This is a genomic window from Nonomuraea recticatena (assembly GCF_039533245.1).
Lineage (GTDB): Bacteria > Actinomycetota > Actinomycetes > Streptosporangiales > Streptosporangiaceae > Nonomuraea > Nonomuraea roseola.
In genome coordinates this window covers 1-21,737 of record NZ_BAAATE010000052.1, presented here as the reverse complement: position 1 = coordinate 21,737, position 21,737 = coordinate 1, and the positions used below count along the sequence as shown (strand labels likewise).

29 protein-coding genes, 1 tRNA gene and 1 pseudogene are annotated in these 21,737 nt (G+C 70.9%); 20 read left to right on the top strand and 11 right to left on the bottom strand.

The window, feature by feature from the left end; all coding sequences use genetic code 11:
• Positions 1-2 precede the first annotated feature (2 nt).
• The 3 genes from ABFX50_RS47155 to ABFX50_RS47145 all read left to right on the top strand — a co-directional run bounded on the left by ABFX50_RS47155 (position 3) and on the right by ABFX50_RS47145 (position 3,400).
• A complete protein-coding gene (locus tag ABFX50_RS47155; protein WP_346156991.1) occupies positions 3-1,283 on the top strand; it encodes a glutamate-5-semialdehyde dehydrogenase in 1,281 nt (426 codons plus the stop codon).
• Positions 1,284-1,336: 53 nt separating this feature from the next.
• On the top strand, positions 1,337-1,513 hold the full coding sequence (locus ABFX50_RS47150) for a hypothetical protein (protein ID WP_183647436.1): 177 nt from the start codon (positions 1,337-1,339) through the stop codon (positions 1,511-1,513).
• A gap of 78 nt (positions 1,514-1,591) precedes the next feature.
• Positions 1,592-3,400 carry a serine/threonine-protein kinase gene (locus ABFX50_RS47145; protein WP_346156986.1) on the top strand — a complete coding sequence of 603 codons (1,809 nt, stop codon included), beginning with the start codon at positions 1,592-1,594 and terminating at the stop codon, positions 3,398-3,400.
• A 56-nt stretch (positions 3,401-3,456) separates the two neighbouring features.
• On the opposite strand, the gene ABFX50_RS47140 is transcribed toward ABFX50_RS47145, so the two are convergent.
• Positions 3,457-4,482, bottom strand: a complete 1,026-nt coding sequence (locus ABFX50_RS47140) for a M48 family metallopeptidase (RefSeq protein ID WP_183647430.1) — start codon at positions 4,480-4,482, stop codon at positions 3,457-3,459.
• A gap of 86 nt (positions 4,483-4,568) precedes the next feature.
• Between ABFX50_RS47140 and nadD the strand changes: the two genes are divergently transcribed.
• From nadD to lepB, 9 genes are all read left to right on the top strand, one after another.
• Positions 4,569-5,201 carry a nicotinate-nucleotide adenylyltransferase gene (gene nadD / locus ABFX50_RS47135; protein ID WP_346124351.1) on the top strand — a complete coding sequence of 211 codons (633 nt, stop codon included), beginning with the start codon at positions 4,569-4,571 and terminating at the stop codon, positions 5,199-5,201.
• A 139-nt stretch (positions 5,202-5,340) separates the two neighbouring features.
• Positions 5,341-5,736: a ribosome silencing factor gene (gene rsfS, locus ABFX50_RS47130; protein ID WP_346156980.1), complete on the top strand. Its 396-nt coding sequence runs from the start codon at positions 5,341-5,343 to the stop codon at positions 5,734-5,736.
• Positions 5,733-6,362 (top strand): histidine phosphatase family protein, encoded by a 630-nt coding sequence (locus ABFX50_RS47125; RefSeq protein ID WP_183647412.1) that lies wholly within the window; start codon positions 5,733-5,735, stop codon positions 6,360-6,362. The genes rsfS and ABFX50_RS47125 overlap by 4 nt, the downstream gene beginning before the upstream one ends.
• Before the next feature lie 156 nt (positions 6,363-6,518).
• A tRNA-Ala gene (locus ABFX50_RS47120) sits at positions 6,519-6,591 on the top strand.
• 609 nt (positions 6,592-7,200) lie between these two features.
• Positions 7,201-7,359, top strand: a complete 159-nt coding sequence (locus tag ABFX50_RS47115) for a hypothetical protein (RefSeq protein WP_183647410.1) — start codon at positions 7,201-7,203, stop codon at positions 7,357-7,359.
• A 67-nt stretch (positions 7,360-7,426) separates the two neighbouring features.
• A complete protein-coding gene (locus ABFX50_RS47110; protein WP_346156976.1) occupies positions 7,427-7,933 on the top strand; it encodes a MauE/DoxX family redox-associated membrane protein in 507 nt (168 codons plus the stop codon).
• Entirely contained in the window at positions 7,934-8,446 is a 513-nt protein-coding gene (locus ABFX50_RS47105; protein ID WP_346156974.1) for a TlpA family protein disulfide reductase, read from the top strand.
• Complete coding sequence (locus ABFX50_RS47100) at positions 8,443-10,254, top strand: ABC transporter ATP-binding protein (RefSeq protein ID WP_346156973.1); 1,812 nt, start codon at positions 8,443-8,445, stop codon at positions 10,252-10,254. Before ABFX50_RS47105 ends, ABFX50_RS47100 begins: the two co-directional genes overlap by 4 nt.
• Positions 10,251-10,745, top strand: a complete 495-nt coding sequence (lepB, locus tag ABFX50_RS47095; RefSeq protein WP_346156970.1) for a signal peptidase I — start codon at positions 10,251-10,253, stop codon at positions 10,743-10,745. Before ABFX50_RS47100 ends, lepB begins: the two co-directional genes overlap by 4 nt.
• 64 nt (positions 10,746-10,809) lie before the next feature.
• On the opposite strand, the gene ABFX50_RS47090 is transcribed toward lepB, so the two are convergent.
• The 3 genes from ABFX50_RS47090 to ABFX50_RS47080 form a co-directional block, all read right to left on the bottom strand.
• Positions 10,810-11,286, bottom strand: a complete 477-nt coding sequence (locus ABFX50_RS47090; protein WP_346156967.1) for a COG4315 family predicted lipoprotein — start codon at positions 11,284-11,286, stop codon at positions 10,810-10,812.
• Between the two features lie 123 nt (positions 11,287-11,409).
• Positions 11,410-11,787, bottom strand: coding sequence for a cupin domain-containing protein (locus tag ABFX50_RS47085; RefSeq protein ID WP_346156964.1), 378 nt, complete (start codon positions 11,785-11,787; stop codon positions 11,410-11,412).
• Complete coding sequence (locus ABFX50_RS47080) at positions 11,787-12,161, bottom strand: cupin domain-containing protein (RefSeq protein ID WP_346156962.1); 375 nt, start codon at positions 12,159-12,161, stop codon at positions 11,787-11,789. The genes ABFX50_RS47085 and ABFX50_RS47080 overlap by 1 nt, the downstream gene beginning before the upstream one ends.
• 73 nt (positions 12,162-12,234) lie before the next feature.
• On the opposite strand from ABFX50_RS47080, the gene ABFX50_RS47075 reads away from it, so the two are divergent.
• On the top strand, positions 12,235-12,684 hold the full coding sequence (locus ABFX50_RS47075; RefSeq protein ID WP_346156959.1) for a MarR family winged helix-turn-helix transcriptional regulator: 450 nt from the start codon (positions 12,235-12,237) through the stop codon (positions 12,682-12,684).
• A 55-nt stretch (positions 12,685-12,739) separates the two neighbouring features.
• On the opposite strand, the gene ABFX50_RS47070 is transcribed toward ABFX50_RS47075, so the two are convergent.
• Entirely contained in the window at positions 12,740-12,901 is a 162-nt protein-coding gene (locus tag ABFX50_RS47070; RefSeq protein ID WP_346156957.1) for a hypothetical protein, read from the bottom strand.
• 272 nt (positions 12,902-13,173) lie between these two features.
• Between ABFX50_RS47070 and ABFX50_RS47065 the strand changes: the two genes are divergently transcribed.
• The gene (locus ABFX50_RS47065) at positions 13,174-13,929 is read left to right on the top strand and encodes an SDR family oxidoreductase (RefSeq protein ID WP_346156954.1); all 756 of its coding nucleotides are present in this window, start codon (positions 13,174-13,176) and stop codon (positions 13,927-13,929) included.
• Here the strand turns inward: ABFX50_RS47065 and ABFX50_RS47060 are convergent.
• The 5 genes and pseudogenes from ABFX50_RS47060 to ABFX50_RS47040 form a co-directional block, all read right to left on the bottom strand.
• The gene (locus ABFX50_RS47060; RefSeq protein WP_346156951.1) at positions 13,911-14,369 is read right to left on the bottom strand and encodes a hypothetical protein; all 459 of its coding nucleotides are present in this window, start codon (positions 14,367-14,369) and stop codon (positions 13,911-13,913) included. The two genes, ABFX50_RS47065 and ABFX50_RS47060, sit on opposite strands and share 19 nt — an antisense overlap.
• 262 nt (positions 14,370-14,631) lie before the next feature.
• Positions 14,632-15,030, bottom strand: a pseudogene (locus ABFX50_RS47055) (DsbA family protein); the annotation flags it as partial.
• Positions 15,031-15,206: 176 nt separating this feature from the next.
• Positions 15,207-15,593, bottom strand: a complete 387-nt coding sequence (locus ABFX50_RS47050) for a winged helix-turn-helix transcriptional regulator (protein ID WP_346156950.1) — start codon at positions 15,591-15,593, stop codon at positions 15,207-15,209.
• 24 nt (positions 15,594-15,617) lie between these two features.
• Entirely contained in the window at positions 15,618-16,673 is a 1,056-nt protein-coding gene (locus ABFX50_RS47045) for a phosphoribosyltransferase family protein (protein WP_346156948.1), read from the bottom strand.
• Positions 16,674-16,713: 40 nt separating this feature from the next.
• Positions 16,714-17,694 carry a serine hydrolase domain-containing protein gene (locus ABFX50_RS47040; protein ID WP_346156944.1) on the bottom strand — a complete coding sequence of 327 codons (981 nt, stop codon included), beginning with the start codon at positions 17,692-17,694 and terminating at the stop codon, positions 16,714-16,716.
• Between the two features lie 111 nt (positions 17,695-17,805).
• Here ABFX50_RS47040 and ABFX50_RS47035 point away from each other — a divergent pair, with 111 nt between their 5' ends.
• From ABFX50_RS47035 to ABFX50_RS47025, 3 genes are all read left to right on the top strand, one after another.
• Complete coding sequence (locus ABFX50_RS47035) at positions 17,806-18,462, top strand: hypothetical protein (protein WP_346156941.1); 657 nt, start codon at positions 17,806-17,808, stop codon at positions 18,460-18,462.
• A gap of 35 nt (positions 18,463-18,497) precedes the next feature.
• Positions 18,498-19,127 (top strand): helix-turn-helix transcriptional regulator, encoded by a 630-nt coding sequence (locus ABFX50_RS47030; protein WP_346156939.1) that lies wholly within the window; start codon positions 18,498-18,500, stop codon positions 19,125-19,127.
• Between the two features lie 92 nt (positions 19,128-19,219).
• Positions 19,220-19,600, top strand: coding sequence for a hypothetical protein (locus ABFX50_RS47025; RefSeq protein ID WP_346156937.1), 381 nt, complete (start codon positions 19,220-19,222; stop codon positions 19,598-19,600).
• On the opposite strand, the gene ABFX50_RS47020 is transcribed toward ABFX50_RS47025, so the two are convergent.
• Complete coding sequence (locus ABFX50_RS47020) at positions 19,576-20,070, bottom strand: 2-thiouracil desulfurase family protein (protein ID WP_183647357.1); 495 nt, start codon at positions 20,068-20,070, stop codon at positions 19,576-19,578. The genes ABFX50_RS47025 and ABFX50_RS47020 overlap by 25 nt on opposite strands.
• Positions 20,071-20,157: 87 nt before the next feature.
• Here ABFX50_RS47020 and ABFX50_RS47015 point away from each other — a divergent pair, with 87 nt between their 5' ends.
• Genes ABFX50_RS47015 through ABFX50_RS47005 form a run of 3 tightly spaced genes read left to right on the top strand, consistent with a single transcriptional unit; the run spans position 20,158 to position 21,564 of the window.
• On the top strand, positions 20,158-20,520 hold the full coding sequence (locus ABFX50_RS47015; RefSeq protein WP_346156934.1) for a hypothetical protein: 363 nt from the start codon (positions 20,158-20,160) through the stop codon (positions 20,518-20,520).
• The gene (locus tag ABFX50_RS47010) at positions 20,517-20,900 is read left to right on the top strand and encodes a hypothetical protein (protein WP_183647352.1); all 384 of its coding nucleotides are present in this window, start codon (positions 20,517-20,519) and stop codon (positions 20,898-20,900) included. The genes ABFX50_RS47015 and ABFX50_RS47010 overlap by 4 nt, the downstream gene beginning before the upstream one ends.
• Before the next feature lie 31 nt (positions 20,901-20,931).
• Entirely contained in the window at positions 20,932-21,564 is a 633-nt protein-coding gene (locus tag ABFX50_RS47005) for an SRPBCC family protein (protein WP_183647350.1), read from the top strand.
• The last annotated feature ends 173 nt before the right edge of the window (positions 21,565-21,737 follow it).

The following is a 21,737-nucleotide window of genomic DNA, read 5'->3' as shown; positions in this document are numbered from 1 at the left end:
CGATGTCCGAGGAGTTCCTGAAGGTAGCCCATGCGGCGCGAGAGGCCGCCGCCGAGCTGGCCCCGCTGCCGCGGGCGGCCAAGGACAGGGCACTGCGCGCCATCGCCGACGCTCTCGTGGCGGGCGCCAAGGAGATCATCGAGGCCAACGCCCTCGACGTGGACAGGGCCCGCGAGGGCGGCACCTCCGAGGCCATGATCGACAGGCTCAGGCTCGACGAGGACAGGATCGAGGCCATCGCGCAGGCCGTGCGCGACATCGCCGACCTGCCCGACCCCGTCGGCGAGGTGGTCAGGGGCTCGACACTGCCCAACGGCCTGGAGCTGCGCCAGCTCAGGGTGCCGCTCGGCGTGATCGGCATCATCTACGAGGGCAGGCCCAACGTCACCGTCGACGGCGCCGCGCTGTGCCTCAAGAGCGGCAACGCGGTCATGCTGCGCGGCTCCTCCAGCGCCTACTCCTCCAACACCGCACTGGTCGCCATCATGCAGGCCGCCCTGGAGCCGACCGAGGTGCCCTCGGGGGCCGTGCAGCTGGTGCCCGGGCTGACCCGCGACTCCGTCAAGGAGCTGATGCGGGCGCGCGGCCTGGTGGACGTGCTGATCCCGCGCGGCGGCGCCTCGCTGATCAACTCGGTCGTGGAGGAGTCCACGGTCCCGGTGATCGAGACGGGCGTGGGCAACTGCCACGTGTACGTCGACGCGGACGCCGACCTCGACCTGGGCGTGGAGATCCTGCTCAACGCCAAGGCGCAGCGGCCCTCGGTCTGCAACGCGGCGGAGACGCTGCTGGTGCACGCCGACGTGGCCGAGCGCTTCCTGCCCAGGGCGCTGGCCGCGCTGAAGGAGGCGGGGGTGACCGTCCACGCCGATCCCGGCATGGCCGTCCACGGAGAGGTCGTCCCCGCGACCGAGGAGGACTTCTTCACCGAGTACCTCTCGCTCGACATCGCCGCCGCCGTCGTCGGGTCGCTGGAGGAGGCGGTGGCGCACATCAGGAAGTACGGCTCGGGCCACACCGACGCGATCGTCACCCGCTCCCAGGGCGCGGCCCGCAGGTTCGTGCAGCTCGTCGACTCGGCGGCGGTCGCGGTCAACGCCTCCACGAGGTTCACCGACGGCGGCGAGTTCGGCTTCGGCGCCGAGATCGGGATCTCCACCCAGAAGCTGCACGCGCGCGGCCCGATGGGCCTGCCCGAATTGACCTCCACCAAGTGGGTCTACACCGGTGAGGGGCATCTGCGCACGTCAACGGGGACCGTTATCCCGGCCTGCGGAGGGTAATCCTGCGTGTCTCCCCTGTGCGGGCGCGCCCGCACAGGGCTTGACTGGCCTTCATGGCTTTGGTGATAGCGATCATTTTCGCGGGCGCCGTGCTGTTCGGCGCCGACCGGTTGCTGCTGTGGATGGAGAGCCGCGGACACATCAACTGGCGCAGGAAGGGCCGCAGGAAGCTCTCGGAGGAGCCGACGGTCAGGCTCGAGTCCATGCTGTCCCACACTTCCCGCCGATGACCGGCGTGCCGCGGGCATAAACAGGGGTCACACCGCTAGGGTTGTGTCCCTTATGGGCGCGCCGAGCGGGGAGGGAGCGTGAGCAAGCTCGGCAAGGTCGGGCCTTACACCTTGCTCGAACGCCTCGGTCGTGGCGGTATGGGCGAGGTGTATCTTGCCAGCACCCGCCGGGGTGAGCGCGTCGCTCTCAAGGTGCTGCACGACCTCATCGAGGATTCCGCCTCGCGCATCCGGCTGGAGCGCGAGGTACGAGCGTTGCGCAGGGTCGAGAGCCCCTACGTCGCGAGGGTGATCGACGCCGACCTCGACTGCGTGCGGCCCTACCTGGTGATGGAGCACATCGAGGGCGACACCCTGCTCGAGCGCGTACGGCGCAGCGGCCCCCTGAAGGGCGCCGACCTCGTGCAGCTGGCTCAGGGCGTGGCGGCGGCGCTGGCGATCGTCCACGCCGCGGGTGTCATCCACCGCGACCTGAAGCCCGCCAACATCCTCATGGGCACCGAGGGTCCTGTGCTGATCGACTTCGGCATCGCCCAGGTGATCGACGCCACCAGGCTGACGATGACCGGCACCTTCCTCGGAACGCCGGGCTACGCCGCTCCCGAGCTGTTCGCCGACGAGCACGTGGGCGAGCCCGCCGACGTCCACGCGTGGGCGGCCACGGTGGCCTTCGCGGCGACCGGCAGGCCGACGTTCGGGCGGGGCACGGTCGAGGCGCAGATGTACGCGGTGCTGAACGGCCAGGCCGACCTCAAGGGGGTGCCCGCGGGGCTGCTGCCGCTGGTGCGGGCGGCGCTCAACAGGGAGCCTGGCAAGCGGCCGACGGCGGCGTTGCTGGCCGACCGGCTGGCCAGACTGGCCAGGGCGACCGTCTCGGCCGCCGACGAGGACGTGAAGGCGCTCAGGGGCAGGGCGGCCGACGCGGCCAAGGCCGCGAGGAGCCGCGCCTCCGAGGCGGCGAAAGCGGTCAGGGCCCGCTCAGCCGAGGAGGGCAAGGTCGTCAGGCCGCGCCTGCCCGAGGACAGCAAGCCGGTCAGGCCGCGGGTCTCGGAGGAGGGCAAGCTCGCCAGGCCGCGGGTCTCGGAGGAGGGCAAGCCGGTCAGGCCGCGGGTCTCCGAGGAGGGCAAGCCGGTCAGGCCCAGGGTCTCTCCCGAGGAGGGCAAGGTCGTGCGCTCGCGCGCCCAGGAGGGTGCGCGCAGCCGTACGCCCGAGGAGCCGAAGGCGGCGCGTGGCCGGATGTCGGTGGCGGCCAGGAGCCGCGCCGCGGGCCGTACCGCCGAGGAGGGGAAGGCGGTCAGGGCGCAGCCCAGGGTGCCGCGCGTCAGGCGGCCCGCCGCGCAGGCCGGCCAGGTGCAGCCCGCCTCGACCACGCTGCCTGCGGGCAACGCGGCGCTGCTGCTGCTGGCCGTGCTGGCCGTGCCGTGCGTGGTGGCGACGGTGATCTGGCCGATCGCAGGGATAGGGATCACGGCCGCGTTCGTGGTGCTGGTGCGGACGGTGTGGATCAACCACTGGATGGTGCGCAACCGCACCTCGAAGCGGGTCAAGGTGGCGCTCAGGGTGCTGCTGTTCCCGCTGGCGCTGGCCGGGGCCGCGATCACCGCGGCGGGCTGGCCAGGGCTACCCGTGGCCGCGGCGGCGGGCGGGATCCTGTGGATGGTGGCGGGAGGGGAGCTGGGCCCCGACTGGTGGCAGCAGACCGCGCCCGTCACGGCGGCGGGCGTCGTCTTCGGTGTGCTGTGCGGCGCGATCACCGGCAGAGAGGTCGAGCGCGTCGGCGCCATGCTGCCCGACCTGCGCAAGGAAGGGCTGCGCGCGCTGGCCGTACTGGGCGGATTCGTCGCGCTCTGCGCGGCGGCGGTGCGCGCGATCGCCCTGCTGCTGTAGCGCCCCGCCGCTTCGACGGCCTGGAAGCCGCGTCTTCCAGGCCGCCTGCGTCTTCGTCAGCTGCCGTCGCGGCGGGAGAAGCGGTTGAAGATCCGCTCGCCCGCGTTGACCGCGCCCTCGGCCACGTCGCGCAGGACGCCGATGAACGGGTCCTGCGACTCCGACCACGAACGACGGTAGGACTCGGCGGCCGCCTTGACCTCGTCGGTGACGCGGGCGTCGGCGTCGTGCTCCCTGCGCGGGTAGTCGCCGCCGATGATGCGGTCGTACTCGCCGCTGCGGTGCCACTTGTCGAGCTCGGCGACGCGGACCACCGCGAACGGGTGCGTGGTGCCGAGCAGGTTGAGCACCTTCAGGAAGCCGTCACGCAGGTCGCCCGCCGTGTCGTACTCCTGGTACTGGGCCAGGAAGGCCTCGATGTTCATCTCGTGGGTGTAGGCGCCGCCCGCGAGCTTCATCAGCGCGCGCTTGGCCGCCTCGGGGTCCTGCCCGGTCAGCAGGCCGCCGCGGTCGGAGGACAGCTCCGACTTGCGGTACCACTCCTCCAGTCCCGCCACGATCGCGCGCAGGCCGATGTAGCCCAGCGGGATCCAGGCCACGCGCGTGGCAAGACGGGTGAGGATGTCGAGCATCGTCCGGTAGACGGCGTGACCCGACAGGATGTGCGCGGTCTCGTGACCGATCACGAAACGCTGCTCCTCCTCGTTCATGAGGTTGAGCAGACCCGTCGTCACCACGATGAACGGGTCGTCGAAGCCGATGGCCTTGGCCTGTACTTGGGGGTCCTGCTGGACGTAGATCTCAGGGACCCGGTGCAGATCGAGGGTGTAGGCCGCGTCGCGGCCCATGTCGTACAGGGAACGGAACTGCGTCTCGCTCACGCGTACCGCGGAGGCGAGATACATCAGGCGCAGCCGGCGCTCACTGATCAGGCCGGACATCTGCTTGAGAACCGTGTCGAACCCGCTGAGCTTGCGCAGAGCGACCAGAGCGGACCGGTCTGCGGGGTGTTCGTAGGCACGGGACGAGATGCCGGGCAGTTGCACGCGGCTGCGATCCGGGGTGGTCGTCATGTCCGGCATGCTACGTCGGCGGCGGGTGTGATGCGCGTTTCTCAGAAAGGGGGGTGCTGAATGCTTGGTCACGGCTTCCGCGTAGGGTCCGTTTCATGATGAACGCGCCCAGGGTCCAGGGAAAGCGACGCGTGGGGGTCATGGGTGGCACCTTCGACCCGATCCACCACGGTCACCTGGTGGCCGCGAGTGAAGTGGCCCATCACTACGACCTCGACGAGGTCGTCTTCGTGCCGACGGGCCGGCCGTACCAGAAGGCGGAGAGGGAGGTGTCGGCGCCCGAGGACAGGTACCTGATGACGGTCATCGCGACCGCGTCGAACCCCCGCTTCTCGGTGAGCAGGGTGGACGTGGACAGGCCGGGGCCGACGTTCACCATCGACACCCTGCGCGACGTCAAACAGGTCTACGGTCCAGACGCCGACCTGTTCTTCATCACCGGCGCCGACGCGCTCGCGGCGATCCTCGACTGGCAGGACGCCTCGGAGCTGTTCGAGCTGGCCCACTTCGTCGGCTGCACCAGGCCGGGGCACACGCTGCGCGACCCGGGGCTGCCCGAGGGCAAGGTGAGCCTGATCGAGATCCCGGCGCTGGCGATCTCCTCCTCCGAGTGCCGGCAGCGCGTGGAGCAGGGGGAGCCCATCTGGTATCTCGTGCCGGACGGGATCGTGCAGTACATCGGCAAGCGCGGTCTGTACCACACGGGTTCGGCCGGGAGCGTCGGCTAGCCTGGGACCACATGCCCCATCCCTGACCAGGACAGACGGATGGCCCGAAATCCAGGAGCATATGCCTGGGGGCGTCGGGGATACTATCAGGGTAAGCGTGGGGTATACACGTGGTCACACAGGAGGACAGAACCGCATCGTGACAGCAACCGAAAGATCCGTTCAGCTCGTCAGAGTCGCGGCCGAGGCCGCCGCCGACAAGCTGGCCGACGACATTCTCGCCTACGACGTGAGCGAGCAGCTCGTCATCACCGACGCGTTCCTGCTCTGCTCCGCCACCAACGACCGCCAGGTGCGCGCCATCGTCGACGAGATCGAGGACAGGCTCCGCATCGAGTGCGACGCCAAGCCGGTCCGCCGCGAAGGTGAGCGCGAGGGGCGCTGGGTGCTCCTCGACTTCATCGACATCGTGGTGCACGTCCAGCACGAGGAGGACCGCACCTTCTACGCGCTGGAGCGCCTCTGGAAGGACTGCCCTGCCATCGGGCTGCCCGAAAGCGTGACCCAGAGCGCCGCCCAAAGGGCCCGTACGTGAGCAAGCGGATCGTCTGCCTGCGCCACGGCCAGACCCTCTGGAACGTCGAACACCGCTTTCAGGGCCACACCGACATCCCGCTCGACGAGACCGGCGTCGCCCAGGCGGCCAGGGCGGCGTCGCTGCTGGCCGCGTTGCGCCCGACGATGATCGTCTCCTCCGACCTGCGCAGGGCCAACGACACGGCCCTCGCGCTGGCCAGACTGGTGGGGCTCGACGTCTCGGTCGACAAGGACTTCCGCGAGCGGGGCGGAGGCGCCTGGGAGGGGCTGACCCGCGAGGAGATCGCCGCCCGCTGGCCGGCCGAGTACGTCGCGTGGGAGGCGCCGGACGGCGAGCCCGTGCCCGACGTGGCCGACCGCGTGGGGGCGGCGCTGCGCCGCTGGGCCGGCCAGCTCGACGACGACGGGCTGCTGGTGGTGGCCTCTCACGGAGCGGCGCTGCGGCTCGGCATCGCGCACCTGCTCGGCCTGCCGCAGGAGCTCTGGTCCGCGCTGGGCGGGCTCGGCAACTGCTCGTGGTCGGTGCTGGAGGAGGGACGCAAGGGCTGGCGTCTGCTCGAGCACAACGCGGGCACCCTGCCGGAGCCGGTCAACAGCGACGACACCCCCGAGGCCGCTTCCTGACCTCGGTCGTCTTTCAGCGGCTGTCCCTGCAGGGACGGCCGGTGAACGGTCGGGGGATGGGCGCGGTCCGATGGTGTAACTGTTGATTATGCGAATCGGGAGCGATGGTTATATGCTCTGCGAGCGCCGCAACGGGAGGACTCGGAGCGGTGACCAGGGGCTATAGCGCAGTTGGTAGCGCACCTCCATGGCATGGAGGGGGTCAGGAGTTCGAGTCTCCTTAGCTCCACCCCAAGGGTGTTACACGAACACGGCTCAGCTAGAGGGCGGTGGCGAGTAGCGCCGAAGGCTTGTGGCGGCGGTGTCATTGATGACACCGCCGCTCTTGCGTTTCCGGCCCCGGTGACGTGCAGGAGCGGGGCGATCGGCTCTGCGGGGTCGTCGAGAGCTGACGCGGGGCGTGCTGTCGTGCTCGTCCGCGTCGAGGCCGGCTCCGGGCAATGGACTGGGCGGGCAAGACGTGGTCGGCGCAGAAGCGTGTGCAGGTCGGTGGACGGGCTTATGACGGGAGCTCGGACTGACAGTCAGTCGGGATGAGCGTTTCCCTCGCCCGGTCCGTGACAACCTGTGCGTCCGCGAGTGCACCCTGTTCGCGCCTACGAACAGGCACTATCCATGATCCAAGAGTGATGGGCCCTCGGCCGTCCCCCGTGCTGTCCAGTCGTCTAACCCCCCGTTCGGTGCACATCGATCCGGCGAATAGTGCATGTCCGAAATTTCGGAAGCTGCGCCGCTCAAGCGTTTTCGGGGATTTAGGGCTGGGTTATTGCGCCGTAATTCGGAAGACCTGATCATCGTGATCACCAACCACCTCGGCTAGAGCCGGAGAGGAGACACCATGATCGGTCTGGTCGATCGTCTGCTGTCACGCGTTGCCCACAAGGTGACCGTGGAGGCTGGCTGCAGCAACTACTACTACTGCTCGGGTGGCGTGAAGTACCTGCGTCAGTGCTGTCTGAACGAGGGTTGCACGACCGTCAGGGTCGGCACCTGCTGACGAGGTTGACATAGCGATCCCGCGGGCGGCGGTTCTGCCGCCGCCCGCGTGGCATTGGGGGGTGCGGATGGAGTACGTGCGGATCGGATGCGCCTGCCTGGTCGCTTTGGTCTTCGCGGTCACGGCGGTGTCGAAGGTCCGGGACTTCGACGCTTTCCGCCGTTCGCTGCCCGCGCTCGTCCCGGTCCCGCACGGGGCCCTCCGCCCGCTCGCCGTGGCGGTCGTCCTGCTGGAGGCGCTGGTTCCTGTCCTGGTCCTGGTGCCGGCGACAACGTCGTACGGCCTCGGGCTCGCCGGCTTGATGCTCGTCGCGTTCACCGTGGCGATCGCCGTCGCGCTGGCACGGGGACAACACGCTCCCTGCCGCTGCTTCGGTGCCTCCTCCACCCCTCTCGGAGCCCGTCACCTGGTCCGCAACAGCCTGCTGGTCATCGCCGCCGCGCTCGGCGTGCTCCTGCCCGACGGCTTGCCGGCGCTCGGCGGTATGGCCCTGGCGGGTGCCGCGGGGGCGATCGGCGCGATCGTGATCGTTACCTTCGACGACGTCGTCGATCTCTTCGCAAGGAACTCCTGAATGTCCTACCTGACCGCCGCCGTCGTGCTCATCGGCCTGCTGTGCGTGTTCAACCTGCTGCTCACCTTCGGTCTCATCCGCCGGTTGAAGCAACTCGGAGGAGCAGGCGCCGGGCACGCCGGTCCTCCCATCGCGTTGCGGCCGGGATCGCCCGTGGGCGAGTTCGCCGCCGTGACCCTCGATGGTGAGCAGGTCTCCCACGACACGGTCGAGGGACTGGTCGGGTTCTTCTCCGCCGGATGCGAGCCGTGCCACAAGCTCATTCCCGGCTTCGCCGCGCAGGCCAGCGTCCTGGGACGGGAGAACGTCCTGGCCGTGGTCGCCGGTGAGGACGCCGAGGCGGTCGAAGCACTCTCGCCGGTGGCCCGGGTCGTTGTCGAGGACTTCGAGGGCCCGGTGGCGGGCGCGTTCCAGAACACCTGGACCCCGGCGCTCTACCTGCTCGGATCCGACCACCGCGTCGTCGCGGCCGGCGGCCGCATGGAGGATCTCCCCCTCGCGTCGACGGCATGAGCGCCGTAGGAGCGCGGGGACTGGCCTCTGCCGCGGCGGAGGCCATGTCGCTGACCTGGAGATCGGCTCCTGGGGGAGTGAGCGGCTACGTCTTCGTGACGCTCGCCGAAGCAGCAGCCCCGATCGCCACCGCCTGGATGACGAAGTCGGTCATCGACCGGCTGGCCGCTCCCGAGGGCGAGGTCACGGGTCTCGCGCTCGGGCTGGCCGCATCCGGCCTGGCGGCCGCCGCGCTCCCGGGGATCGCCCGCTACCTGCGTGTCCAGACCGGCCGCCGCGCGCGGGTGGTCGCGACCGACCGGTTGTTCGCGGCGGCCGAGCGGCAGGTCGGTCTCCGGCGTTTCGAGGATCCGGTGTTTCTCGACCGGCTGCGCCTGGCGCAGGAGTCCGCGGGGGCCACCGGCGACCTCGTCAGCGGAGTCTGCGGGAGCCTGCACGGTGTCCTGTCCCTGGTCGGGTTCGTCGCCTCCTTGCTCATCCTGAGTCCCGCCATGACCGCGCTGGTGCTGCTGGCCGCGGTCCCGGTCCTCGTCGCCGAACTGCTGCTCTCACGCAGGCGAGCCACCCTCCAATGGGAGACCGAGCAGATCCACCGCCGCGAGTTCTTCTACAGCCGGCTGCTCACCGGCGTGCAGGCCGCCACCGAGATCCGGCTGTTCGGCATCGGCGCGTTCCTGCGCGCGCGGATGATGGCGGAGCGGCGTGTGGCCGACACGGCCGAAAGCCGGATGGACCGCCGGGAACTGGTCACGCAGGGCGGCCTCACGGCGTTGAGCGCGTCGGTCGCAGGAGCGGGGCTGTGGTGGGCCATCGTGGCCGCCCGCCAGGGGTCGATCAGCGTCGGCGACGTCGCCATGTTCATCGCGGCCGTGGGTGGCGTTCAGGCCGCGCTCAACTCGCTCGTCTCCTCGGTGGCCTCCACCCATCAGCTGCTCCTTACCTTCTCCCACTATGTCGCGGTGATCAGGACCGAGCCGGACCTGCTGAGCGTGGACGAGGGCACCGCCTCCGAGCTGCGCCGGGGCATCGAACTGCGGGACGTCTGGTTCCGCTACAGCGACGACCACGCGTGGGTGCTGCGCGGAGCCGACCTGACGATCCCGCACGGCTCCGCGGTCGCCCTGGTGGGGTTGAACGGCGCAGGCAAGAGCACCCTCATCAAGCTCCTGTGCAGGATGTACGACCCCACGCGCGGCACGATCCTGTGGGACGGCGTGGACCTGCGGGACATTCCTCCCGCCCAGCTGCGCGAGCGGATCAGTGCCGTGTTCCAGGACCACATGAACTTCGACATGTCCGCCGCCGAGAACATCGGGCTCGGCGACCTGCCCTCCCTCAACGACCCGGTCCGCATCCGGGACGCGGCCGTCCGCGCCGGAGTGCACGACAAGATCTCGCAGCTGCCACGCGGCTATGACACGCTGCTCACGCGCATGTTCTTCTCCGAGGCCGACAAGGGTGACCCGGAGACCGGAGTGGTGCTGTCGGGCGGGCAGTGGCAGCGTCTCGCCCTGGCCAGGGCCCTCGTCCGCGACGGCAGGGACCTGATGATCCTTGACGAGCCCAGCTCCGGTCTGGACCCCGAGGCGGAGCACGAGGTCCACACCCGTATCCGGGAGTATCGGGCGGGCCGGACGAGCTTGCTGATCTCCCATCGCCTCAGCGCCGTCCGGGACGCCGACCTCATCGCCGTGCTCCACGAAGGGCGGGTCGCCGAGCTGGGAGCGCATGAGATGCTGCTGGCGGCGGACGGCCACTACGCCCGCCTGTTCAGGCTGCAGGCCGCGGGTTACCAGGAGGCACGGTGAAGACGGGCAAGCTGCTTCTGGGGGCATCCGCCGTGCTGGCGTTGGCGGCCCCGCTGTGGTGGATCCGCGGGCGCTACCTGGTCGCCACTGTCAACGGGCCGAGCATGGAACCCAATCTGCGCTCAGGGGACAGAGTGCTCGTCCGCCGGACGAGGCAGGTCCGATCAGGCCAGATCGTCGTCGTCAAGATCGCGGATCCTGCTCCGCTGGTCGGATTGCCACCGGGCCTCGAACCGGGTGATGCGGCCGAGCTGCCGGAGAAGCCGGATCACCCCGGCTGGCGGTTGCTCGTCAAGCGCGCGGCCGCGGTGGCGGGCGAACCCGTGCCGAGACACCTTGTCCCCGCACTTCGCGACGTACCCGAGACGGTCGTGCCCCCGGGCGCCCTGGTCGTGCTGGGCGACAATCCGGCCAGCAGCTGGGATTCCCGAGAGTTCGGCTTCGTGCGGGGTGACGAGCTGGTCGGCGTCATGGTGCGCCGCCTGCCGTGAAACGGGGAATGAACCGTCGCGGTCCAGCGTCATCAAGATCGAATCACCCTTCGTCGTCTGCGGGCTAACCGGACGCCTTCATCCCCGCGGCGGTGAGCGCGTACCACTCGGCGCCGAACTCCTCCTTGTCGTGACCGGTGGTGTCACCTGCCTTCTTGTCGTCGTGGTAGTAGTACAGCGGCCACTTGCCGTAGACGACCTGCTTGGACCCGTCATCGCGCGTCGTGGTGGAGACCAGGTCGGCCTTCGCTCCCTCACCGGCTCGGGGCGCGTCCGTGGTGAGATAGGGCGGCCATTCCTTCGCGCACTCGCCGTAGCACGTCGACTTCCCGCCCGTGTCCTTCTCGAACAGGTAGAGCGTGCGCCCCTGGGCGTCGACAATGATCTTGCCGATTCCCGTGTCGCCCACGCGCACTGACGGGTTCGGGTCGGACATGCCGGAGAGGGTCTCGTCCGGTGTCGAGGACGCGGCCATGGCGGCGCCCTCGATGCTGTGCCCGCCGCCCCCGGCGATCACGAGGGAGACGGCGACAGTCCCCATCAGGGGAGCCAGAATTTTCCTCATACCCCCGGCACGGGAGAGGCCGGGCCCGGGTTCACCTGGTGGCCAGGACCTTACGGAAAACTTACGCTCGGCGACCTCACCACCTGGCCGGGCTGGGGGTCAGCGAGCCCACGGTGGGACGAACGGCTCCATGTCCTGCATGATCGCCTGCCCGCCGACCGGCAGCACGGCGACCAGTTCGGCGGGCTCGTCGTTCGGGTTGCCCAGCGCGAAGGGGGTGTGCGGCGGCACGATGAGCGCGTCGCCGGCCACCAGCAGGTGCTCGGCGCCCTCCAGCCTGGCGGTCACGCCGCCGGAGAGCACCACGAAGATCTCCTCCCTGTCGACCATGTGCGTGGTGTCGGTGGGGGCGCCGGGCGCGAAGGTGAAGCGCCACGCGCAGGTCTCGCTCGCGCCCCTGCTGGGCGCGGCCAGACCGAGGGCGGTGACGTGCGGGACGGCGAAGGCCGGGGCGCTGCTCCCCTGGATGACCGCCATCAGACGGCCGCGGGCGGGACGATCATGCTGCCGTCGGCGAGCCTGGCCATCGCCCCGACGGGCAGCGCCACGACCATCTCCAGCGGCTCGTCATGCGGGTTGGCCAGACCGAAGAGGGCTCCGGCCGGCACCACGATCGCATCGCCCGAGGTGACGGGGTGGGCGACGCCGTCGAGGTGGGCCACGCCCGAGCCCGAGGTGACGACGAGCACCTCCTCCCTGTCGAAGGAGTGGATGTTCGGCTCGGTGCGCGGGGCGACGTGGGTGCGCCACACACAGGTCTCTTTGGAACCCCTGCTGGGCGAGGCGAGACCGGTGAAGCGGGTGGTTCCGATGGTGAATACAGGAGCGGTGGCTCCCTGGACGACTGGCATGGGGTGTATCCTCCATACAGATCTACAACCGAGGTTTTCAACCATGGTTGTCTATCTGGAGAGGAAAGTCAACATGGATTTCGGGGTCCTGCTCGGGCTGGCCTACAACCAGTTCGTGGCCGAGCTGCACGACCATCTGGCCGAGCGCGGGTTCACCCACCTGCGGCCGGCGTTCGGTTTCGCGTTGAAGGTGCTCGCCGTCCGGCCGATGACCACCAGCCAGCTGGCGGCCAGACTGGAGATCACCCCGCAGGGCGCGGCCAAGACGGTCGAGGAGATGGTGGCGGCCGGTTTCGTGGAGCGCGTCTCCGATCCTGCCGACGGCAGGGTGAAGATGCTGCATCTCACGGAGCGGGCCCGCGCCCTGCTGGCCGCGGGCCACGACTTCCATGTCGACTTCGAGCGGCGGCTCTCCGCCGAGTCGGGGGAGGCCGCGATCGGGGCGCTGCGCGAGGTGCTCACCGCGGTGGTGGCACGCAGCGACTCGCCCGAGGGCCTGGCCAGGACGCTGCGTCAGCTCTGAGTGACGCTCTTGCTGCCCCCGAGGCCTCAGAACGGCGGTGTTCTTGGCGGATCCTCTACTGGAGCGCGCCGCTGTTCAGGCCGATCACCCCGAAGATCAACGCCGCCAGCAGCAGGGCCGCCAGCACGACCGCGACCACCGCCCAGCGCCAGCGCGCCTGCGGCGGCGGCGCGTAGACCACGGGCGGGAGATCGTCGGGCGAGTACGGCAGGCGCACCGTCCCCGACCCGAGCTCCCCAGGGCCGCCCGACTGAACTGGCGGCCGCGGCGGCATGGGTCGCCCAGGGGGTGTCGACTGCGCCGGAGGAACCGGAGGCCCTGGCTGCACGGGCAGCGGCTGGCTCACCTGCCCCGGCTGTGGCCTGCGGATCCTGACGGTCGGATTGGGGTCGCCCTCGGACCTCATCGATCTCCCCCGCGCCCTGGCCCATTGTCTAGCCCGAATATAGCCAGCTGTCACAATTCGCGATACCACTCCGTCTTTGCCGCATGAGACGAATTCTGGTGACAGGCGCCACCGGCAGGCTGGGCGTGGCGACCGTGCGGCGGCTGACCGAGCGCGGTTTCGAGGTGCGCGCCGTGAGCAGGCGGCCCCGCGAGGGAGCGGTCGAGTGGGTCGTGGCCGACCTGGCCACGGGCGAGGGCGTCGCCGCGGCGGTCGAGGGGGTGGAGGCCGTGGTGCATCTGGCCGCCGCGCCGTACAAGGGCCGCTACACCGACAGGGTCGAGCTCGACGGCACCCGCGCGCTGGTCGACGCGGCGGCGAAGGCCGGGGTGCGGCACCTGCTCTACGTCTCGATCGTGGGGGTGGAGGCGGTGCCGTGGGGCTATTTCATGACCAAGCTCAAGGGGGAGCGGATCGTGGCCGAGGGCGGCGTGCCGTACTCGATCGTGCGGGCGACGCAGTTCCACGAGTTCGTCGACGAGGTCTTCGCCAGGCTGCCCCTGCTGCTGGTCGACGCGGGGATCAGCGCGCAGCCGGTGGACGTGCGCGAGGTGGCGGCCCGCCTGGTGGACCGGATCGGGCAGGGGCCTTCGGGCGGGATCGAGGAGTTCGGCGGCCCCGAGGTGCTGACGATGGCCGAGCTCGCCGAGCGGTGGAGGGCCGCGAGGGGGGTGCGGCGCCCCATCGTCAGGGTGCGGGTGCCGGGCAGGCTGGGCAGGGCCTTCAGAGCGGGACACGCGACGACGCGGGCGCTGCCGTCGGGGACGATCGGCTGGGGTGACTACCTGGAGGGCCACTGACCGGGCGGCGGCTGCTGCGGGTGGTGCTGCTGCTGCTGCGGGTACTGGGGCTGCTGGCCGTAAGGCTGCTGGCCGTAGGGCTGCTGCCAGCCCTGCCCCTGCGCCTGCTGCTGGGGCTGCGGTCCGCCGCGGCGGGCGACCACGCCGAAGATCAGCAACCCGATGCCGACCACGTTGAGCACCGTGAACAGCAGGCCGGTGATCATGGACATCATCGTGATGACCTCGAAGCCGCCCGACTCGACCAGCGAGGGGATCATGACCTGGTAGCCGCCCTGAAGGATCGCGGCCACCAGCAGCACGACGCAGCCGACCAGGCCGAGGGTCGCGCCTCTGCCGTGCTCGGCCCTGGCCCGCGCGGTCAGCGCGATGCCGACGACCAGGAGGATGAGCGTCGGGATGAGGTAGAGGAGCGGGAGGAGAGAGGTGGCAGTGCTCATAAGCCGTGGATGCTACGGCATCGGTGTCGAATCCCGTAGAGCCCTGGTCAGCGCCTCCAGCGTGAGGGGGCCGGTGTAGCGCGCGCCGTTGACGAACAGCGTGGGCGTGCCGCGCACCCCGCTGTCGAGGCCCGAGCTCTCGTCCTCCTCGATCCGCCTCAGGTGCTCGTCGCGGCCGGGTCCACGGGCGCACGCCGAGGTCGGCGGCGTACCGCTCCAGCTCGGCGTCGCCCAGGCGGTCCTGGTTGCGGTAGAGCACGTCGTGCATCTCCCAGAACCTGCCCGCCTCGCCCGCCGCCTCGGCCGCCAGCGCCGCGGGCAGCGAGCGGGGATGCATCTCGCGCAGCGGGAAGTGCCTGAACACCATCCGCACGTCAGGACGGCGCTCGCGCAGCCGTTCGAGGATCTCGTACAGCCGCCCGCAGTAGGGGCACTCGAAGTCGCCGTACTCGACGAGCGTCACGGCCGCGTCCTCGGTGCCGCGCGAGTGATCGCCCGCGTGCACGGGCACGGCCAGCGTGTCCGGCAGCGGCTCATCGGGCTCGAGGCCTGGAGGGGCGCAGACGCCGCCCTGGTTCCAGGCCAGCTTGAAGATCAGCCAGCCCAGCCCCGCCGCCACCAGCGAACCCGCGATGATGCCGATCTTCGCCTGGCTCTGCACGACGGGATCGTCGAAGGCCAGGTCGGTGACGAACAGCGCGACAGCGAATTGTCGAGCATCTCCCTGGTGTCAGGGTCGAGCGTGGCCGAGTCCCAGGCGAGGGGTTGCGCGTTGTCGAGGTCGACAGGCATGCGTCGAGTCCTTTCCCCGTGGCGAATGGGCCCCCGATATGTGACTCAGGAGTGGGGGGAAAGGTTCGCGTCGTGCCGGCTCTGCGCGAGCAGGATGTCGGGCGAGCGCAGGGCGATCCAGTCGAGCAGGGTGCGAAGGGGCGCAGAGCCCTCCTGGCCCAGCGGGCTCAGCCGATAGGAGACCTTGGGTGGGATGTCCGGCTCCACCATGCGCTCCACCAGCCCGTCGCGGGTCAGGACGCGCAGGTTCTGCGAGAGCATCTTCTCGCTGATGCCGCCGATGCGGTCGCGCAGCTGGTAGAAGCGGAGCGGGCCGTCGCGCAGCGCCGCCAGCACGAGGATGCCCCACCGGCTGGTCACGTGGTCGAACACCTCTCTGCCCGGGCAGTCCTTGTTGAAGGCGTCAGTGCTCGGATCCGGGCTCACTTTCATGCACCGAGCTTACCGTGAGATAGCTCAGCGGTTCAGATGCCTGACGAACCACGCGCGGGCCAGTTCGGCCACCGTGTCGAGGGTGCCGGGCTCGGCGAACAGGTGGGTCGCGCCCCGCACGATCTCCAGCTTGTTCGGGCAGCGCAGGCGTTCCTGCGCCGAGCGGTTGAGCGTGAGCACGGGCTCGTCCCGCTCGCCCACGATGAGCAGCGTCGGCGCGGTGACCCCTGCCAACCGTGGACCAGCCAGATCGGGGCGGCCTCCCCGCGAGACGACGGCGGCGATGTCGTCGCCCAGCTCGGCGGCCGACCACAGCGCGGCGGCCGCGCCCGTGCTGGCGCCGTAGTAGCCGATGCGCGCTCCCTGCGTCCGCTCCCGCACCCATCGGACGGTCTCGCTCAACCGCCTGGCCAGCAGCGGGACGTCGAAGACGTCCTCCTCCGGACGGGTCAGGTCGAACAGCAGCGTGCCCAGGCGCGCCTCCTGGAGCGCCGCGGCGACGCGCCTGTTGCGCGGGCTGTGCCTGCTGCTGCCGCCGCCGTGCGCGAACACCACCATGCCGCCCGCGCCCTGCGGCGCGGTCAGCTCGACGTCGCGGGCGCGCGGAGCGGTCGCGGCCCTGCCGAGCATGGCGCTCACGTCCGCCTCTGTCACCTGCCCGAAGTCCTCGTACCACTCGCCCACCGCGCGCGGGCCTTCGGGCTCGATCAGGCAGACCACCTCGTCGGCCTCGGGCACGACGGCCTCCCGCGCCCGCAGGGGAGCCGCCATGACGACCCTGGCCGCCCCGCTCGCCCTGGCCGCCGCGCACGCCGCCCTGGCCGTAGAGCCGGAGGCGAGCCCGTCGCCGACCACGATCACCGTACGGCCGGCGAGCGCGACCCCGTCGCCTCCTGGCCCTGTCCCCTCATCCTCGGCGGACACCCCCGCCACGTCCAGCGGCGCGTCGAGCTCGCGGGCCACCTCGAAGGCGACGGGCACGCCGCCCTCCGGCAGTCCGAGTACCACGGGCTCCTCACTCGCCAGATGGAGCAGCCTGACGGCCAGCCGCCTGCCGGCGTCGGCGCGATCGATGAACATGCTGTCCCGCTGCCCCCGCGCCCGCGTTTGACACCGGTGATCAGGCCTCGGTGCGCGCCTCGAGCAGCACGTCGAGGACGGCCTGGGGCGCACGCCAGCTGTCGGGGTCGTCGTAGCGGCCCGCCGTCATCGCGACGACGAGTCCCAGCTCCGGATAGAGGACGAGCCGCTGGCCGCCGTTGCCGTTGGCGGACAGCGTCGGCGGCCGACCGGTGCCCAGCCACCACTGGTAGCCGTAGGCCGAGCCCTCGCCCAGCTCCACGCGCGGGCGCAGCGCCTGCTCCAGCCACGAGGAGGGGATGACCCCCGCGCCGCCCTCCAGGACGGCCTGCCCGAGCAGGGCCAGGTCGCGGGGCGTCATCCGCAGCCCCGCGGCCGCCGAGTGCACCCCGTCGTCGCCCGCCATCCACTCGAAGCGGGTGATGCCCAGCGGTTCGAACAGCCGCCTGCGCGCGAACTCGGGCAGCGGCTCGCCCGCGCCCTTGACCACGAGCCTGGCCAGGATGGCCGAGCTGCCTCCGTTGTAGTTCCAGCTCTCGCCAGGTTCGGCGACGATCGGCCGGTCCAGCACGAACCTGTGCCGGTCAGAGGCCATCTCCATCGCGATCTCGCTGTTCTCGGGCGTGGTGTAGGGCAGATCCTCCCTCCACTCCAGGCCGAGCGTCATCGTCAGCGCGTGCTCGACTCTCAGCGCCGCCCTGCGCGGGTCGGCCGAAAGGTCGGGATATTCGGGGAAGTGCGCGAGCAGCGGCTCGTGCGGCTCGGGCACCAGGCCGTCGGCCAGGGCGATGCCGTACAGGAGGCTGACCACGCTCTTGGTCACCGACCTCAGGTCGTGCAGCGTGTCGGGGCCGAAATCGACCACTCCGTGGGAGATCCCCCACGAGTGGTCCTCACCTTCGCCGTAGTGCTCGAGGACCAGCCTGCTGTCCTTCATGATCACCAGGCCGTGCAGCTCGGCGGCGGGGGCCTTCAGACGGTCGGCGAGATCGGGGGCGAAGCCCGCCTCGTGAGGGTTCATCGTGTGCATTCCTCCAGCAGTACGTCGTGACACGGTGTGAGAGTCAAGCCCTTGCTGCGGGAATCCGCAACGCGCTTCTCTCCCCGCCCGGCGCCTGGACATGATCGGCGCATGCCGAACATCGTCGTCAACCGCAGGCGCGCCCTGCTGGCCGGGCTGGCCACAGCGGGAGCGGGCCTCATGGGAGTGAACGTCATGGGCGGGACCGCCGCCGCCGACCCCTACGTGACCCGCGAGCCGCTCCTGGCCGGGGCCAATCCGTTCGTGACCCTGTACGAGGAGGGGCGGCCCACCGCTTACGCCTCGGTGTGGCGGGTCGACTGGTCGCGCTACGGCTCGGGCGCCGCGCTCGTGGTGTGGACGCCCGGCGGGCTGCGCGTGATCGGCGACGAGCCCCGGCTCGCCCGCTGGATCGAGGAGCACTTCGTGCGGCACTTCGACGAGGCCAAGGCGCTGCCGTCGTGGCCCGCCGTACGCGTGGAGCGGGCGGCCGTGCACGTCAGGATCGATCCCCTCAGAGGCGCCCTCGCGGGGGCGGGCGACCTCACGGTCAGGATCGGCGACCCGCTCGACGCCAGGCCCGTCGGCATCGCTGACTTCCCGATCCAGGGGGTGAGTCACGGCCTGTCCATGCAGCTCGTGCCGTGCCGCAGCGCCTCGATCACGGTCGGCGGCGTGGCCGTGCCGGGGGCTCCCGCCGTCACGTGGAACGAGGGCAGGCCGTCCTCGTCCGCGGTCACCACGGTCCACGAGGCGTGGAGCATGTGACGGCGCGTGGGACGCCGCGTGTGACAATGGGCGCCGTGCTCGCTCCAGGCAGGGTGGAAGGGCCGCAGGTGCGGCGGGTGCCCTCGCGGCTGGTGGCGGCCAGGGGCCGCGAGCTGCTCTCCGGGGCGCGTCGCGAGCACCTGGGGATGTACGCCGCGATGAGCGTGGACGAGGAGGCGGTGCGGCGCGCGCTGCCCGCCGCAAGAGAGCGCCACCTGCGCGGGGTCCTCCTGCGCACGCTCGCGCCGGTCGGGGCCGCGACGCCGCGCGTGGACGCCGCCGACCTGGCGGTGATCGACGGCGACCACCGGCGTGCCGCGACGCTGCCGACCTCGCTCAACATCGTCGACCGCCGCGTGGCCCTGCTCCCCGCCGACCCCGCCGACCCCGATGGCGACCATCTGGAGGTCTGGGCGCCCGCGCTGGTGGCGGGGCTGCTGGCGATGTTCGAGCGGCACTGGACGGTCGCCGCGCCCCCCGAGCTGAGCGCGAGGGAGCGCGCGGTGGTCGAACTCCTGGCCGAGGGGTGCACCGACGCCGTCGTGGCCCGCCGTCTCGGCGTCAGCGAGCGCACCGTGACCGCCACGGTGCGGGTCCTGCTCGACAGGTACGGTGCGCGCAGCCGCTTCCAGCTGGCCCTCGCGCTGGCGGGGCGGACATGGTGAAGGCGCGCAGGCCGCCGCTACGCCCGGCGGCGTAGCCGCGATGTCCTCGCGGGGCGGATTCGCCCGGCGCCCGAGGTTGCGACCGTGGGGCGGTGAACACTCTCAGGAAGAGCCTCGGCGCGCTCGCCATCGTCTACGCCCTCAGCTTCTACCTCGGGGCGCTCCTGCACACCGGCTTCGCCATCGGGCCCGTCACCGAGCCCGTGGTCGTGCCCGCCGTGATCGTCGAGATCGTCTGCGGCAGCGCCCTGCTCGCCGGCGCGTACGGCGCGCTCGTCGGCAGGCCGTGGGCGTGGACCGGACTGCGTCTCGGCCCCGCCATCGCCCTGGGCGGCGTGCTGCTCGGCATCGTCGCCATCACCTTCGGCGGCGGGCAGTCCACCCCGCTCAACGACTGGTACCACCGGATCATCGCGACACTGCTCGCGCTGAGCCTGGGCGGCGCCCTCTACGCCTCGAGGGCGCGCAGGTAGGCGCCCGCCTCGGCGACGTGGTCCTCGGTGAAGACCCTGATGCCGTGCAGCTCCAGCAGGCTCGTCGTGACGCCCTGCCCGGGGGTCCTGTGCCCGCGGAAGGTGCCGTCGTAGACGGACAGCGCGCCGCATGACGGGCTGCCCTCCTTGAGGACGGCCAGCTTGATGCCGAAGGAGGTGGCGACGGCGAGGGCGGCCTGTGCCCCCGCCATGAAGGCGCCGGTGACGTCCTCGCCCTCGGTGGTCAGCACGCGGGCGGCCCCCGCGAGCACGGCGGCGCCGCCCGCGCCGCCCTCGATCTCGGCGGCGGGGCGCGGCGTCGGCAGTCCGCCCTCGACCTCGGGGCAGAAGGGGACCAGCCTGCCCTGCTCCCGCCACTCGGCGAGCAGGGCGTCGCGGCTGGTCTTCGCGCCCCCGTCGTAACGGACACGGCGCCCCATCAGGCAGGCGCTGACCAGAATGCGTTCCACTCCGTCAATCGTATGCCCGCGACAGCTGACGAGCGTGGTCGCGGCAGGTATCGGGACCGGGGTGGGCGCGCGATAGCCTGTCCCGCGATGAACACCACCCTGGCGACCTGCGTGATCGTCGCCGCGCTGCTGCTGACCCTCGTGAGCCTGATCGTCGCCATCCGCGACAGGGCGATGGGCATGGTCCTGCTGATCGGCTTCGCCGTCCTCGAGGTGGCGCTGCTGGCGCAGGCGGGCGTGGCGATCGCGACCGTGGCGGGCGGCGAGGGGCCGCAGGACAAGGCCACGCTCTTCGGCTATCTCGCAGGCACCGTGCTGATCCCGCCCGCGGGCGTCTTCCTCGCCCTGGCCGAGCGGAGCAGGTGGGGGTCGGCGATCCTGGTCGTGGCGGGGTTCGCGGTCGCGGTGATGACGGGCCGCCTGCTGCAGATCTGGCAGGGCGTCGCATGACGGGCGGCACCGGTATCGGCACGGGTCCAGGGCGGGCGCTGCTCGCCCTCTACGGTCTGTTCGCGCTGGCCGCGGGGGCTCGGGCGACCGTGCAGATCCTCACCAGGTTCGGCGAGGCGCCGCTGGCCTACTCCCTGTCCGCCTTCGCCGCCGCGGTCTACGTCGTGCTGACCGTCGCGCTGGCCCGTGGCGCGCGCCGTCTGGCGCTGTGGGCGCTCGGCATCGAGCTGGCGGGTGTGCTGGTGATCGGCACGGCCAGTCTGCTCGCGCCGTCGGCCTTCCCTGACGACACAGTGTGGTCCACCTACGGCAAGGGCTACCTGTTCATCCCGCTGGTCCTGCCGCTCGTGGGTCTCTACTGGCTCTGGCGCAGGCGTTAGCCGTCCGCATGAGTGGGCAGCTCATCTCTCCATGAGCACCATCGAACATTCAGTTGACGTCAGGGTCCCGGTCCGTGTCGCATATGACCAGTGGACACAGTTCGAAAGCTTCCCTCAGTTCATGGAGGGCGTGGAGTCGGTCAAACAGCTGACCGACACCCGCACCCAGTGGCTGGTGGACATCGCGGGGGTGACCCGCGAGTTCGAGGCCGAGATCACCGAGCAGCACCCGGACGAGCGCATCGCCTGGCGTTCGGTGGACTCGCCGCACCAGGCCGGAGTGGTGACCTTCCACCGGCTCGACGACGCCACGACCAGGGTCACGCTGCAGATGGACTATGACCCTCAGGGGTTCATCGAGACCGTCGGCGACTGGCTCCAGATCGTGCGCGCGCGGGTGCGCGGCGACCTCGAGCGCTTCAAGGACTTCATCGAGTCCCGCGGCACAGAGACCGGCGCGTGGCGGGGCGACGTGCCAGGCAAGCACCAGCGGGGCTCGGCCGCCCCTGGCACCGGAGGCTTCGACCAGCCGATGCCGCCCGGCACCGTCGGCAACGACTTCCCTCCGCAGTCGCCGCTCCCGCCTCCCGGCCCCGGTCCGGTTCCGCCCGCCGGTCGCCGTCCCGGCGAGGAGCCGCCGCCCGCGCCGGGTCCGATCCTGTAACGGCCGGCGAAAGCCGCTGTTCGAGCGAGGAGCCGCGGCGCCCTCCCGCCCGGCCCTCGCCAGCCCCCGTCCCTCAGGCGAATTCCAGAGGTCGTCGCAACACTGATTGATCAACTGGCTGCGGCCAGCAGCATAGCGAGACGCTCGGCTGGGGTTTCCCAGCCGAGCGTTTT